Below are 15224 nucleotides of genomic sequence, written 5' to 3' on the forward strand. Positions count from 1 at the left end.
CACGCACCTCAAGAGCGGCTAAACTGGGCGTGAGCGGCCTTCGCGCCAATAGTGACGCCTGGTAGTCAGAGGAGGAACCCCCCTTGTCTTACCATCCTGCCTTTGGATGCGGCGACAAGCCCCAGTACGGCCTGTGATCCCCCTGTCATTCGTCACGCACCGCTTCAAATGACAGGAGTCTTCACCATGCAAACCGCCGAAAACGCCCCCAAGGTCTACTCCGAGGAGTCCGTTCCTCACCTCAAGCCCCCCGCCCCGGCCGAGGCCTTCGCCCACCGCAACGTCCGCCAGGGCGAGTTCTGGCGCGAGATCCCGGCCTACCGCGACGTGGACGAGGCCACCTTCCTCAGCCACCTGTGGCAGGGCAAGCACTCCATCACGACCGTCGAGAAGCTGATCGAGACCATCCAGGAGCTGGCCCCGGCCGACTTCGTCGAGGACGCTCGCGCCGGCTTCGCCAAGGCCCCCATGTCGGTGCGCGTCTCGCCCTACATGCTCGCGCTCATCGACTGGAAGGATCCCTACAAGGACCCGATCCGCACCCAGTTCCTGCCGCTCGGCTCGCGCCTGATGCCTGACCATCCCGAGCTCACGCTCGACTCGCTGCACGAGCAGGAGGACGCCCCCACCCCGGGCCTGACGCACCGCTACCACGACAAGGCACTGTTCCTGCCCCTCGACATCTGCCCGGTCTACTGCCGCTTCTGCACCCGCTCCTACGCGGTCGGCATGAACACCGAGGAGGTCGAGAAGGTCCAGCTCTCGCCGAGCGCCGCGCGCTGGGCCAAGGCGTTCCAGTACATCTCTGAGCGCCCCGAGCTCGAGGACATCGTCATCTCCGGCGGCGACACCTACCAGCTGTCGGCCAAGAACATCCGCCTGATCGGCGAGACCCTGGTCAACATGCCCAACGTCCGTCGCATGCGCTTCGCGACCAAGGGCCCGGCCGTCATGCCGATGAAGATCATCTCGGACACCGAGTGGTTCAACGCCATCTGCGACGTGGCCGACATGGGCCGCAAGATGGGCAAGGAGGTCGTCCTCCACACCCACTTCAACCACCCCAACGAGATCACCTGGATCACCGAGAAGGCGATGCGGATGTTCTTCGAGCGCGGCGTCTACGTCCGCAACCAGACGGTGCTGCAGCGCGGCGTCAACGACACCAAGGAGACCATGCAGCTGCTGGTCAAGCGCCTCGGCCACATCAACGTGCACCCCTACTACGTCTACATGCACGACATGGTCAAGGGCGTCGAGGACCTGCGCACCACCATCCAGACCGCCCTCGACATCGAGAAGTGGGTCCGCGGCTCGACGGCCGGCTTCAACACGCCGACCTTCGTCTGCGACGCCCCCGGCGGCGGCGGCAAGCGCGACGTGCACAGCTTCGAGTACTACGACCGCGAGAACGGCATCGCCGTCTACACGGCGCCGAGCGTCAAGAAGGACGAGCACTACCTCTACTTCGATCCCATCGACCAGCTCGGCCCCGAGGCCCAGGCCCGCTGGAAGGACCAGGCCAAGATCGCGGCCATGATTTCCGAGGCCAAGAAGAAGGCCGGCGTCATCTAGGTCGCCTCGGCTCCTTCTTTCAATCAAGCGCACGGGGCAGGCGAGTTCGCCTGCCCCGTGCGCTTGCGCATGGCTCCCCCGCCCCGTGGACGCGGGATTTGTCCTGCGCAATTCGCAACGATATAATGCGGCCAGAGAAAGCCGAGGGGGGTTGAATGCAGCATCCCGAACCCACACCCTTCACCGTCGAACACGAGACTTGCGAGCAGACCCTTGCGCGCTTCAAGGCGATGTTCGACAACACGGTGCATCTGCTGGGCCTCCTGGACCCGCAGGGCCACATGCTCGAGGCGAACCGAGCGGTGCTCGCGTCGATCGGCTGGGCCGGCGAGGCGATATTCGGTCGCCCCCTGTGGGAATCTCCCTTGTTCTCCCATGACCCGGCCCTCCAGCGACAGCTGAAGGAAGGGATCAAGCAAGCAGCCGCGGGCCACCCGGTCCGCTTCGAGGCCGACCACCCACGCCCCGACGGCAGCTGGTTCAGGGTCGACTTCTCGCTCTCCCCGGTCAAGGACGCTGCCGGCACCGTCCGGTACCTGGTGCCCGAGGGCCGCGACATCACCGAGAAGCACCGCATGAGCCTGGAGCTCGCCGAGGCGAACGCCCGGCTCAGGGCCCAGAAGGAGCTGATCGAGGCAGAGGCCGAACGCCGGGCAAAAGCCCATGCCGAGAGCGAGTCTCGCTTCCGGGCCATCTTCGACCAGACCTTCCAGTTCATCGGCATCCTGGACGCGACCGGCCACGTCCTCGAGATCAACCGGACCGCCCTCGAATCGGTGGGGGTCCGCCTCGAGCAGATCAAGGGCAAGCCCTTCCACGAGACGCCCTGGTGGACTCACTCGCCGAGTGCGCAGGCTCGCCTTAAGCAAGCGATCGCCGTCGCGGCAGCCGGCGGCTTCGATCGCTTCGAGTCGACGCATCCTCTCGCCGACGGCAGGACCATCGAGGTGGACTTCTCGATCAAGCCCTTCAAGGACGAGTCGGGCGAGGTGGTCATGCTGATCCCGGAAGGGCGGGACATCACGGTGAGAAAAGAGCTCGAAGCCGAACTCCGCGCCCAGTTCGAGCAGCTCAAGGCCCTGGACATGCTCAAGAACAATTTCGTGAACGCCGTGACCCACGAGCTCAGGACCCCGCTCGCGACCATCGTCGGGTACTCCGAGTTTTTGGAGGACGAGATCGGCGGCCCTCTCGGCCGCGATCAGAAGGCCTACGTCGAGGAGATCATCCGAGCGGCCGGGCGGCTCGAGCACCTGGTCAACGACCTGCTCGACTTCGCCCGGATGGACGCCGGGACCTTCCGCCTCAACACGGCGCCGCTCGACCTGCGCGACCAGATCGCAAGGGCCGTCCGGAGCCTTCGCCCGCAAGCCCAGGATCACGGCGTGAGCATCCGGATGGAGCTGCCCGCCCAGGCGCTGACGGTGAGCGTCGACCCTCTTCGCATCGCCCAGGTCCTCTCGAACCTGCTGCACAACGCGCTCAAGTTCGCGCCTCGCGGGACCGAGGTGCGCGTGACGGCGATCCGCGAGGGCGATTTTGCACGCTGCGCGATCGCGGACCGCGGCGAGGGCATCCCGCTGAGCGAGCAACCAAGGCTTTTCCAGCGCTTCCAGCAGCTCACGGCGGGCCTGCGCGAGGGCAAGGGCAGCGGCCTGGGCCTGAGCATCAGCAAGGCGCTGATCGAGGCCCACGGCGGGAGGATCTGGGCCGAGAGCGAACCCGGGGCGGGCAGCACGTTCTCGTTCGAGCTCCCCGTCGCCCCCGACTCCGCGGCGATCGCTCAAGACGTGGCGGGCACCGGGCGCTGAGGGCCTGCCCGTCGGGGTTCTCGTTGCTCACCAGACGATCTCGACGGGGTTCTTTTCGGCTGGCGATGAGAGCCGCGCCAGGGCCCCATCCAGTCGCGCACGGTCGAACCCCACGATGGTTTCGCCGCCGACGACGATGACGGGCGTCCCCCGGTAGCCCTTGCGCAGGAACTCGCTGCGAGCCGAGACGTCGCGGCCGATGTCCATGTTCACGAACGGGACGCCCTTGCGCGTCAGGTACTCCTTGACCGCGTGGCACGGCGGGCAGCCTTCTTGCGAGTATACGATGATCCGATCGGCCATGGCACACCTCCCTGCGTCCTCTTCACGCACCGCAGAGCGTAGCAGAGGCGCCAGGCGCGCGCATCGGCCGGACGCCCCGCAGGTGCAGGCTTGCCAAGGCTCGCCTCGCGGGTTAACTTGAGACTGCCGCCCCCTCTGCTGCCGGAGGCCCAAGCCATGCCGACCCGCATCCTCGAAGCGCGCCGCGACGGCGTGGTGACCCTCGTCCTGGAAGGGGATAACGGCCTCAACATCCTGCACCGGGAGACCCTGGAGGCGCTGCGTCAGACGCTCCTGCGCCTGTCCCAGCAGGCGGGAATCTCGGCGCTGGTCCTCACGGGCGCCGGCGATCGCGCCTTCAGCGCCGGGGCGAACCTCAACGAGGTCGCCGAGCTCACCCCGGCGGCCGCCCTGGACTTCTCGCACCTGGGCCAGGGCGTGACCTCCTTGCTCGCCGACTTCCCCGCGCCCGTGATCGCCGCCCTCAACGGCCTGGCCTACGGCGGCGGCCTGGAGCTCGCGCTCGCCTGCGACCTGCGCCTTTCGGCCCCCCACGCGCGCTTCTGCTACCCTTCGAGCAAGCTCGGGATCCTTCCCGGCTTCGGGGGCACCCAGCGCTGTCCCGGCGTCATCGGCACCGCCCGCACCAAGGAGCTCTTGTACCTGGGGCGGGTCATCGACGCCGGCTGCGCCGAGCGCTGGGGGCTGGTCAACGCGGTGGCCGAGGACGTGCGCGCCGAGGCCGAGCGCTGGGCGACGGATCTCTCGGAGCGCGACGCCTACGCCCTTCGCCAGGCCAAGGAGACCATCGGCATGACCGAGCGGGCGGATTTCTTCTTCGAGCAGGAGGCCTTCGCCAACTGCTTCCGCCAGCCGGGCATCCGCGATCGCCTGCGGGCCTGGGAAGAGGCGAAGCGCTAGCCCATGGATCTCAAGGAGCTGACCGAGCGGATGCACGACTTCGTCCGCACCAAGGGCTGGTACGAAAGGGAGTCGAAGCGTCCTCAGACCCCTTCCAACCTTGCCAAGTCGCTGGTCATCGAGTCGGCCGAGGTGCTCGAGCACTTCCAGTGGAGCGAAGCGGCCGATCCCGAGGCGCTCGGCGACGAGCTCGCCGACGTCCTGCTCTACCTCATGCAGCTCGCGGACGTGGCCGGGGTCGATCTCGAGGCCGCGACCCTCGCCAAGCTCGCCAGGAACCGCGATCGCAACTGGTAGGCCCCTGTGCTAGAATTTTAAAGGCGGGTTAAAGCTCCGATTCCCGCGTCAGTCCTAGAACAACGAGGTTCAGAACACATGGATCGCACCGTCATCGTCAGCACCGCTCGCACGCCGTTCGGCAAGATGAGCGGAGCCCTCAAGGATTTCAAGTCGCCCGAGCTGGGCGCGCTCGTGATCAAGGAAGCCCTGAAGCGCGCGGGGGTCGCCCCCGAGCTGGTCGAGAACGTCCTGATGGGCATCGTCCTCCAGGCGGGCGTGGGCCAGATCCCCTCGCGCCAGGCGGCCATCAAGGCCGGCATCCCGGCCACCGTTCCCTCCTTGACCCTCAACAAGGTCTGCGCCTCGGGCATGCGCGCCATCACCCTGGCCGACCAGCTCCAGCGGGTCGGCGACGGCGAGATCTTCGTCGCGGGCGGCATGGAGAGCATGACCAATGCCCCCTACCTCCTCAAGCAGGCCCGCTCGGGCTACCGCATGGGCAACGCCGAGGTCATCGACGGGATGATGTTCGACGGGCTCACCTGCGCCTTCCACAACGTCGCGATGGGCGTCCACGGCGACACCACCGCCAAGGAGTTCGGCCAGACCCGCGAGGAGATGGACGCCTGGGCCGCGCGCAGCCACCACAAGGTCCACGAAGCCGCCGAGGCCGGCCGCCTCGACGCCGAGATCGTCGCGGTGCCGGTGCCCCAGCGCAAGGGAGACCCGGTCATGGTGACGCGCGACGAGGGCGTGCGCCCCGACACGTCGAGCGAAGCGCTTGCCAAGCTTCGCGCCGCCTTCACCAAGGACGGCGTGATCACCGCGGGCAACGCCCCCGGCATCAGCGACGGGGCCGCGGCCCTGGTGCTCATGAGCGAGCGAAAGGCGCACGAGCTGGGCCTCAAGCCGCTCGCCGCCATCGTCGGGCACGCCAAGGTCGGTGCTGAGCCCGCCTACCTCTCCACCGTTCCCGGCCTCGCCATCCAGAAGGCCCTCGCCCAGGCCAACCTCACGGTCGACCAGATGGACCTCTTCGAGATCAACGAGGCCTTCGCCGCCGTCACCCTGCGCTCGACCGACATCCTCTCGGGCGGCGACGCGGGCAAGCGCGAGGCCATCCGCGAGCGCACCAACGTCAACGGCGGCGCGATCGCCCTCGGCCATCCCATTGGCGCCTCGGGCGCCCGCATCGTCGCCTCGCTGGCCCACGAGCTCTCGCGCCGCGGCGGCCGCTACGGCGTGGCGGCCATCTGCTCCGGCGCCGCCCAGGGCGATGCCATCATCCTCGAGCGTCTGTAGAAGCGCCTGCGGCTAGAAGTAGAAAGGATCCCTCACCTTGAAGAACATCACCACGGTCTCGGTGCTCGGCGGCGGTCAGATGGGCTCGGGCATCGCCCAGGTCTTCGCCCAGACGGGCTACGCCACCTTCATCTACGACGTGAACGCGGGCGCCCTCGAGAAGTCCAGGAAGGGCATCGAGAAGAACCTCGCTCGCATGGTCGAGAAGGGCAAGCTCGAGGCCTCGGCCATGGAGGCCGCCATCGGCCGCCTGACCTGGACCTCGAACCTCGCGGACCTCTCGAACTCGGATCTCGTCATCGAGGCCATCGTCGAGAAGCTCGACGTCAAGCTCCAGACCTGGAAGCAGGTGGACGAGCTGTGCCGGCCCGATGCGATCTTCGCCTCCAACACCTCGAGCCTGCCCATCACCCAGCTGGCCAACGGCGTCTCGCACCCCGAGCGCTTCATCGGCATGCACTTCATGAACCCGGTGCCCGTCATGCAGCTGGTCGAGATCATCCGCGGCTTCGTGACCTCGGACGAGGTCTACCAGACCGTGTTCGAGACCGCCAAGAAGCTCGGCAAGACCCCGGTCACCGTCAACGACGCCCCCGGCTTCATCTCGAACCGCATCCTGATGCCCATGATCAACGAGGCCATCTTCTGCCTGGGCGAGGGTATCGCCACCAAGGAAGACATCGACACGGTCATGAAGCTCGGGATGAACCATCCCATGGGCCCGCTGACGCTCGCCGACTTCATCGGCCTCGACACCTGCCTCTTCATCATGGAAGTGCTCTACAACGACTTCAGCGACTCCAAGTACCGCCCGGCCCCCTTGCTCCGCAAGATGGTGCAGGCCGGCCTCTACGGCCGCAAGTCCGGCCGGGGCTTCTACGACTACACCGAGACGGCCAAGCCCGCCGCCGCTGCCAAGTAGTGGCGCCTGCGGCTCAAACAATAAGGATTTCCGATGGATCTCGAATTCTCTGACGATCAGCGCGCGCTGCAGGAGATGATCCAGCAGTTCGCCGCGCGCGAAATCGCGCCCCACACCGCCCGGTGGGACCGGGACGACCACTTCCCCGTGGACGTGTTCCGCAAGCTGGGCGAGCTTGGCGTTCTCGGCCTGCCCATTCCCGAGGAGTTCGGCGGCGCCGGCGCCAACCTGCGCGACTACGTGACCGTGGTCGAGGAGCTGGCCAAGGCCGACCCCGGCCTCGCCTGCGCCTACTCGGTCCACGTATCGGCGCACACCCGCTCGGTCTACGAGTTCGGCACCGACGAGCAGAAGGCCAAGTACCTCGCCAAGCTGTGCTCGGGCGAGATGATCGGCGCCTTCGCCCTCACCGAGCCCTGCTGCGGGTCGGACGCCACGGCGCTTCGCACCAAGGCCGAGGAGGACGGCGACTTCTACGTCCTCAACGGCACCAAGCAGTGGATCACCAACGCCAAGAGCGCGGGCCTCTTCCTGCTCTTCGCGCGCACCGACCCGAACGAGCCCGGCGCCAAGGGGATCTCGGCCTTCCTCATCGAGGCGGGCACCCCGGGGCTTTCCCTCGGCCGCAAGACCCACAAGATGGGCATGCGCACCAGCGAGACCTACGACCTGGTGCTCGAGAACTGCCGCGTTCCCAAGTCCGCCCTGATCGGTGAGCTCAACAAGGGCTTCGCGATCGCCATGAAGACCCTCGAAAGCGGCCGCGTCGGCATCGCCGCCCAGGCGACCGGCATCGCCCAGGCCGCCCTCGACCTCGCCAAGAAGTTCTCGGGCGAGCGCGAGGCCTTCGGCAAGCCCATCAACCGCTTCCAGGGCATCCAGTGGAAGATCGCGGACATGACCACCCGGATCCACGCCGCGCGCATGCTGACGTACCGCGCCGCCTGGCTGAAGGACGAGGGTCTGCCCGTCAACAAGGAAGGCGCCATGGCCAAGCTGTTCGCGAGCAAGACCGCCCGCGAGGCCACCAACGAGAGCCTCCAGATCCACGGCGGCTACGGGTACACGGACGAGTTCCCCATCGAGCGGCTGTACCGCGACGCCAAGGTCACCGAGATCTACGAGGGCACCTCGGAGATCCAGAAGATCGTCATCTCGCGCGCCCTCCTGGGTCAGGGCAAGTAAGGAGCAGGCCGCATGGACTTTCAACTGACCGAAGAGCAGCAGATGCTCAAGGAGATGGCCCGGGACCTCGCGGACCGCGTCATCGCTCCGCGCGCGGAGCACCACGACAAGACCGGCGAGTTCCCGATGGCGAACTTCAAGGTCCTCGCCGAGAACGGGCTCCTGGGGATCCCCTTCTCCGAGCAGTACGGCGGGGCCGGGGCCGACTACGTCTCGTACGTGATCGCCCTCGAGGAGATCTGCCGCGCCTGCGCCAGCACCGGCGTCACCATGTCGGTGCAGACGAGCCTGGCTGCTGCCCCCCTCAACCAGTTCGGCACCCACGAGCAGAAGGTGAAGTACCTCCAGCCCCTGCTCGAGGGCGAGACGATCGGCGCCTACTCGCTTTCCGAGGTGGCCGCCGGCACCGACGCCGCGAGCCTCAAGTGCCGCGCGGTCAAGGACGGCGACGACTACGTGCTGACCGGCACCAAGATGTGGGTCACCAACGGCTACTACGCCGACACCTACATCGTCTACGCCACCCTGGACCCCAGCCTCGGCCACAAGGGCATCACCGCCTTCATCGTCGAGAAGGGCACCCCCGGCTTCACCTTCGGCAAGAAGGAGGACAAGCTGGGCATCCGCGGGTCCAGCACCTACGAGCTGGTCTTCGACGGCTGCCGGGTGCCTGCGGCCAACCGCCTCGGCGACGAAGGCCAGGGCTTCAAGATCGCCATGTGGACGCTCGACGGCGGCCGCATCGGCATCTCGGCCCAGGCCATCGGCATCGCCCAGGCCGCGCTGGACCAGGCCATCAAGTACACCCAGGAGCGCAAGCAGTTCGGCAAGTCGATCTCGGACAACCAGGCGATCCAGTTCTACCTGGCCGAGATGGCGACCGACATCGAGGCGGCGCGCCTTTTGATGTACCGAGCGGCCTCGCTCAAGGACCAGGGCAAGAACCACACCCAGGCGGCGTCCATGGCCAAGCTCATGGCCTCGGAGACCGCCATGTGGGTCTCGACCAAGGGCGTCCAGCTGCACGGCGGCTACGGCTTCACCACCGACTTCCCCGCCGAGCGCTTCATGCGCGACGCCAAGATCACCGAGATCTACGAGGGCACCTCGGAGGTCCAGCGGATGGTCATCGCCCGCAACGAACTGGCATAACCCGGCTTCCAACAAATCGCCCGCCCTCGTCGAGGGCGGGCGATTTGTCTTGCGCGGACCTCGCGCGTTCGCTACGATCACGGAGCAACAGGAAAGGGAGCCCATGACCGCCGGAACCATCGACGACTACGCCGCCCGCGTGAAAGCGGGCGATCGCCGCGCGACCGCGCGCCTCATCTCCCTTGTCGAGAACCAGGCCCCCGAGGCCGAGCAGGTCCTCGCCGAGCTGTACCCCGCGACCGGCAACGCCTTCCTCGTGGGCATCACCGGCCCGCCCGGCGCGGGCAAGAGCTCGCTGACGGACCTCCTCATCGCGGCCGTCCGAAGGGACGGCCTCAGAGTCGGCGTCATCGCGGTGGACCCCTCCAGCCCCTTCTCGGGCGGGGCGATCCTCGGCGATCGCATCCGGATGATGCGCCACGCGGGGGACACGGGCGTCTTCATCCGCAGCATGAGCAGCCGGGGCCAGCTGGGCGGCATCGCGCTCGCCACCCGCAGCGCCGCCGAGGTCCTCGACGCCTTCGGCTGCGACGTCGTCCTCATCGAGACGGTGGGGGTCGGCCAGAGCGAGGTCGCGATCGCCCAGGCCACCGACAGCACCGTGCTGGTGCTGCCGCCGAACCTGGGCGACGGGATCCAGGCCATCAAGGCGGGGATCATGGAGGTGCCTGACCTCTTCGTCGTCAACAAGGCCGACATCCCCGGGGCGAGCCGCGCTGCCGCCGAGATCCTCGGCATGCTCGAGATGCAGCCCACGGCCGGCTGGAACCCGAGCGTCGTCCAGACCAAGAGCCTCGCCGAGCTGGACCAGAGCGGCGTCCCCCAGATGTGGGAAGCGCTCAAGCGCCACCGCGCCCACCTCCAGGAGAGCGGCGAGCTCGAGAGAAAGCGATCGCGCCAGGCCCGCGAGGAGGTCGAAGCGATCGCCCTCGACACCGTGCACCGGGCCCTGCGCGATGCGCTGGAGACGCCGGACTTCGTCCGCTGCTTGCACGACGTGCAGGCCCGACGCCTCGATCCGCGCAGGGCCGCCGACGCGCTCATCCGTCGGATCTTGAGGCAGGAGTAGCGCGCTGGGGAAGCGAGCCCTCGAGAAAGGCCACCCAGCGGGAACTGACCCGGACGGCCACCTTGCGATCGATCGTGCCTGTGAGCATGCCGGCGAGGATTCCGCGGTTCTTGGGCATCAGCAGGACCATCGCGAGGTGAACAACGACGAAGAGCAGCAGGGCCACCGCGCCGTAGAGGTGCACCTGCATGACCATCTTCCGGGCAGGCTTGCTCAGCTCCAGGGCCTGCCGGAAATAGAAGGTGGCCCCGCTCAGGACGAGCACGCTCATGGCCAGCTGGGTGACGCCGAGGCCGACCCGCTGCCCCAGGCTGAAGCGCGCCTTCGCGAAGGGAATGCTGCGCCTGCGAAGCAGCAGATACCCGACGACGCCGAGCACGAGGAGCAGCCCTCCCAGGATGACGTGCGACTGGGAGATGACGTTGATGCCGTTGATCTCCCAGTCGTCCTCGTGCCGCCAGATGAACCACCCGGTGGTGGCGAACACGGCGACGGCGGCCGCGATCATCCAGTGCAGAAACCGCTCGGATTTACAGAAGCGCTCCAGGCGATTCATGAGATACCTCCAATCGTTCTAGCGAACCTTGCTCTGAACGTAGCCTTTCCACTCGGCCGGAACGGAACCGAAGCCGGTGGTGGGTAATTCACTTACAAAAGCGAGGAGATCGGACAGTTCCTTTTCATTGAGGGTCATTTTTTGATATTTTAGAAACTTCTCGGTCTTCGAGCGGATCTTTCTCTCGGAGAACACTTCCGCCGTCAAATCCGGGATGTCCTTGCCCCTGAAAGTATCATTCGTGGTCAATCCCTTGGGATGGCACGTCATGCAGGCCTTCCCCGTCGGCCCCTTGGTCATGAAGATCTTCTTGCCGTTCACCGGATCCCCCGCGAAGGCCTGTGCCGGCTGGATGGGAGCAAGCAAGACACCAACGGCGATTACCGCCAACCACTTTTTCATTCGCATCAATTCATCCTCCATGCACGCGGCCGAAACCGGAACGACCTCCAAACCGCGAAAGCAACACCAAGTGGACTCTGCTTCCTCCATTTAGCAGCGCAGAAGTAAAAATCTTGTGAAATCAAGGGCGCGAAACCCGAAGAACAGGAAAGGATGCCCGGTCACGGCACGCCGTGGGGGGCCATCCTTCGCTCGCTCCTGGATCCCGGGGTCCTGATAACCTGGTTTCAAGCCGCACGGTGCGGTAAAATAGGGACGATCGACCTCGAAGGCGCGAGGTTCCTCGCCCCATCTGCTCGTCAAGGAGATCCGAAACCACCATGGATGCCACTGCCACTCGCGCGGTCCCGGCCGCGTCGCCCTACCAGGCCACGAACAAGGTTCGCTTCGTCACGGCCGCTTCGCTCTTCGACGGGCACGACGCGTCGATCAACATCATGCGCCGCATCCTCCAGGACACCGGAGCCGAGGTCATCCACCTGGGCCACAACCGCTCGGTCGCCGAGATCGTCGAGACCGCCATCCAGGAGGACGTGCAGGGCATCGCCCTCAGCTCCTACCAGGGCGGGCACGTCGAGTACTTCAAGTTCATGGTCGACCTCTTGCGCGAGAAGGGCGCGGGCCACATCAAGGTCTTCGGCGGCGGCGGCGGCGTCATCGTGCCCGCCGAGATCGCCGAGCTCGAGGCCTACGGCGTCTCCAAGATCTTCTCGCCCGAGGACGGCCGCCACATGGGCCTCCAGGGCATGATCGACCAGATGATGATGGCCTGCGACGTGGACCTGGCCGAGAAGATTCCTCCCCAGGCCCTCGAGGTCTCGCGCGAGGACACCCCTCTGCTCGCCCGCCTCATCACCCTGACCGAGGCCGACGACAAGCAGGAGGCGGATTTCCGCTACCGCGACCTGTTCCACAAGCTCGCCGAGAAGGGCGAGAGCCGCAAGGTGCCGGTCCTCGGCATCACCGGCACCGGCGGCGCCGGCAAGTCGAGCCTGACGGACGAGGTGATCCGGCGCTTCCTGGCCGACTTCCCTGAAAAGACCGTGGCCATCCTCTCGGTGGACCCCTCCAAGCGCAAGACCGGCGGCGCCCTTTTGGGCGATCGCATCCGCATGAACGCCATCTACGACCCGCGCGTCTACATGCGCTCGCTGGCGACCCGCGCCTCCAACGTGGCGACCAGCAAGGCGCTCATCCAGGCCATCGCGGTGGCCAAGGCCGCGGGCTTCGACCTGGTGGTCGTCGAGACCGCGGGCATCGGCCAGTCGGACTCCGAGATCGTCGATCTGGTGGACGTGTCCCTTTACGTCATGACCTCCGAGTTCGGCGCCCAGAGCCAGCTCGAGAAGATCGACATGATCGACTACGCGGACCTGGTGGTCATCAACAAGTTCGACAAGCGCGGCGCCGAGGACGCGCTGCGCGACGTGCGCAAGCAGTACCAGCGCGGCCACAAGCGCTTCACCGAGGACACCTCGGCCATGCCGGTCTACGGCACGATCGCAAGCCAGTTCAACGACGCCGGCACCAACTGGCTCTACGTCAACCTGATCGAGACCCTGGCCAAGAAGACCGGCATCGACTGGACCTCGTCGCTCGTCGTCACCGAGCGCGAGAGCCGCAAGCAGGCGATCATCCCGCCCGAGCGCAACCGCTACCTGGCCGAGATCTCGGACGCGGTCCAGGGCCACAAGAGGCGCGCCGCCGCCCAGGCCGAGCGCGCCCGCGACGCCTACGCCTACCACACCTCGCTCAAGGCCCTCGGCGACGCCGTGCCCGCCATGGCCCAGCTCTACGACCCGGCCAAGCTGACCGATCAGGCGGCCGATCCGGCCATCCTGCTCCTGCGCCAGCGCTACCAGGAGGCCCTGCGCGACCTGGACGGCGAGAGCCTCAAGCTGCTCCAGGGCTGGACGGCCATGGTCGAGGGCTACACCGCCCCGGTCCACTCGTACACGGTGCGCGGCAAGGAGATCCGGGTCTCCAACTACACCGAGAGCCTCTCGCACCTGATGATCCCCAAGGTCAGCCTGCCCAGGTTCCACGACTGGGGCGATCTGCTCGAGTGGATGCTGCTCGAGAACGTGCCCGGCCGCTACCCCTACACCGCGGGGGTCTTCGAGTACAAGCGCACGGGCGAGGATCCCACCCGCATGTTCGCGGGCGAGGGCACGCCCGAGCGCACCAACAAGCGCTTCCACTACGTCTCCAAGGGCCAGCCCGCCGCTCGCCTCTCGACCGCCTTCGACTCGGTGACCCTCTACGGCGAGGATCCCGACTGGCGCCCGGACATCTACGGCAAGATCGGCAACTCGGGCGTCTCCATCTGCACCGTCGACGACGCCAAGAAGCTCTACTCCGGCTTCGACCTGTGCGCGCCGACCACCTCGGTCTCCAAGACCATCAACGGCCCGGCGCCCATGCTCTTGGCCTTCTTCCTCAACGCCGCCATCGACCAGCAGATCGAGAAGCACCTCAGCGAGAGCGGAGAGTGGGAGGCGGCTGAAGCCAAGATCGACGCCCACTTCAAGGCCCTCGGCCTCGAGCGGCCCGCCTACCGCGGCGCCGACGTGCCCGAAGGCAGCCGCCTCTTCGGTCTTCGGACCCTGGGGGTGACCGGCGACATGCTGGTCGATGCCGAGACCTACGAGCGGATCAAGGCTCAGACGCTCTGCACCGTGCGCGGCACGGTCCAGGCCGACATCCTCAAGGAGGACCAGGCCCAGAACACCTGCATCTTCTCGACCGAGTTCGCCCTGCGCATGATGGGCGACATCCAGCAGTACCTGATCGCCAACGACGTCAAGAACTACTACTCGGTCTCGATCTCGGGCTACCACATCGCCGAAGCCGGCGCGAACCCCATCTCGCAGCTCGCGTTCACTCTCGCCAACGGCTTCACCTTCGTGGAGTACTACCTGAGCCGCGGGATGAAGATCGACGACTTCGCCCCCAACCTGAGCTTCTTCTTCTCCAACGGCATCGACCCCGAGTACGCGGTCATCGGCCGGGTGGCCCGCCGCATCTGGGCGACGGCCATGAAGGGCAAGTACGGCGCCAACGAGCGTAGCCAGAAGCTCAAGTACCACATCCAGACCTCGGGCCGCAGCCTGCACGCCCAGGAGATCGACTTCAACGACATCCGCACCACCCTCCAGGCGCTGTACGCCATCTACGACAACTGCAACAGCCTGCACACCAACGCCTACGACGAGGCCATCACCACCCCCACCGAGGAGTCGGTGCGCCGCGCCATGGCGATCCAGCTCATCATCAACCGGGAGCTGGGCCTCGCCAACAATGAGAACCCCCTGCAGGGCGCCTTCATCATCGAGGAGCTGACCGAGCTGGTCGAGGAGGCGGTGCTCGCCGAGTTCCGACGCCTCTCGGATCGCGGCGGGGTGCTCGGCGCCATGGAGACCATGTACCAGCGCGGCAAGATCCAGGAGGAATCGCTCTACTACGAGCACCTCAAGCACTCGGGCGAGATGCCCATCATCGGGGTCAACACCTTCCTCAACCCCAACCCGGTCGATTACGGCGGCAGCATCGAGCTCATCCGCTCGACCGAGGATGAGAAGAAGCAGCAGATCGCAAACCTGCACGCCTTCCAGGCCCGCAACGCCGCGCGCTCGGAGGAGGCCCTCGGCCGCCTCCAGGAGGCGGCCACCTCGGGCGGCAACATCTTCGCCGAGCTGATGGAGACGGTGAAGAGCTGCTCGCTCGGTCAGATCAGCCGGGCCCTCTACGAGGTGGGCGGCCAGTACC

The 15224-nt window shown here is 66.7% G+C and carries 13 protein-coding genes; 10 read left to right on the forward strand and 3 right to left on the reverse strand.

Annotated elements, in window-relative coordinates; all coding sequences use genetic code 11:
* The first annotated feature begins 186 nt into the window (after positions 1-186).
* Positions 187-1575 carry a KamA family radical SAM protein gene (locus V6D00_00210; protein ID HEY9897575.1) on the forward strand — a complete coding sequence of 463 codons (1389 nt, stop codon included), beginning with the start codon at positions 187-189 and terminating at the stop codon, positions 1573-1575.
* A 155-nt stretch (positions 1576-1730) separates the two neighbouring features.
* The gene (locus V6D00_00215) at positions 1731-3386 is read left to right on the forward strand and encodes a PAS domain-containing sensor histidine kinase (GenBank protein HEY9897576.1); all 1656 of its coding nucleotides are present in this window, start codon (positions 1731-1733) and stop codon (positions 3384-3386) included.
* Positions 3387-3413: 27 nt separating this feature from the next.
* On the opposite strand, the gene V6D00_00220 is transcribed toward V6D00_00215, so the two are convergent.
* Complete coding sequence (locus V6D00_00220) at positions 3414-3689, reverse strand: glutaredoxin domain-containing protein (protein ID HEY9897577.1); 276 nt, start codon at positions 3687-3689, stop codon at positions 3414-3416.
* Positions 3690-3845: 156 nt separating this feature from the next.
* Between V6D00_00220 and V6D00_00225 the strand changes: the two genes are divergently transcribed.
* The 7 genes from V6D00_00225 to meaB all read left to right on the forward strand — a co-directional run bounded on the left by V6D00_00225 (position 3846) and on the right by meaB (position 10498).
* Positions 3846-4589 (forward strand): enoyl-CoA hydratase/isomerase family protein, encoded by a 744-nt coding sequence (locus V6D00_00225; protein HEY9897578.1) that lies wholly within the window; start codon positions 3846-3848, stop codon positions 4587-4589.
* 3 nt (positions 4590-4592) lie between these two features.
* Complete coding sequence (locus V6D00_00230) at positions 4593-4886, forward strand: nucleotide pyrophosphohydrolase (GenBank protein HEY9897579.1); 294 nt, start codon at positions 4593-4595, stop codon at positions 4884-4886.
* Between the two features lie 78 nt (positions 4887-4964).
* The gene (locus tag V6D00_00235; protein ID HEY9897580.1) at positions 4965-6170 is read left to right on the forward strand and encodes an acetyl-CoA C-acetyltransferase; all 1206 of its coding nucleotides are present in this window, start codon (positions 4965-4967) and stop codon (positions 6168-6170) included.
* A gap of 37 nt (positions 6171-6207) precedes the next feature.
* Entirely contained in the window at positions 6208-7092 is an 885-nt protein-coding gene (locus tag V6D00_00240) for a 3-hydroxybutyryl-CoA dehydrogenase (protein ID HEY9897581.1), read from the forward strand.
* Positions 7093-7125: 33 nt separating this feature from the next.
* Entirely contained in the window at positions 7126-8277 is a 1152-nt protein-coding gene (locus tag V6D00_00245; protein HEY9897582.1) for an acyl-CoA dehydrogenase family protein, read from the forward strand.
* A 12-nt stretch (positions 8278-8289) separates the two neighbouring features.
* Positions 8290-9429, forward strand: a complete 1140-nt coding sequence (locus tag V6D00_00250) for an acyl-CoA dehydrogenase (GenBank protein HEY9897583.1) — start codon at positions 8290-8292, stop codon at positions 9427-9429.
* Positions 9430-9532: 103 nt separating this feature from the next.
* A complete protein-coding gene (meaB, locus tag V6D00_00255; protein ID HEY9897584.1) occupies positions 9533-10498 on the forward strand; it encodes a methylmalonyl Co-A mutase-associated GTPase MeaB in 966 nt (321 codons plus the stop codon).
* Here the strand turns inward: meaB and V6D00_00260 are convergent.
* Both V6D00_00260 and V6D00_00265 read right to left on the reverse strand, forming a co-directional pair.
* A complete protein-coding gene (locus V6D00_00260; protein ID HEY9897585.1) occupies positions 10470-11054 on the reverse strand; it encodes a cytochrome b/b6 domain-containing protein in 585 nt (194 codons plus the stop codon). The genes meaB and V6D00_00260 overlap by 29 nt on opposite strands.
* 18 nt (positions 11055-11072) lie before the next feature.
* A complete protein-coding gene (locus tag V6D00_00265; GenBank protein ID HEY9897586.1) occupies positions 11073-11456 on the reverse strand; it encodes a hypothetical protein in 384 nt (127 codons plus the stop codon).
* Between the two features lie 320 nt (positions 11457-11776).
* On the opposite strand from V6D00_00265, the gene V6D00_00270 reads away from it, so the two are divergent.
* On the forward strand, positions 11777-15224 hold a 3448-nt coding region (locus tag V6D00_00270; GenBank protein ID HEY9897587.1), incomplete at its 3' end, for a methylmalonyl-CoA mutase family protein.

The sequence above is a fragment of the Pantanalinema sp. genome (genome assembly GCA_036704125.1).
Classification (GTDB): Bacteria; Cyanobacteriota; Sericytochromatia; order S15B-MN24; family UBA4093; genus JAGIBK01.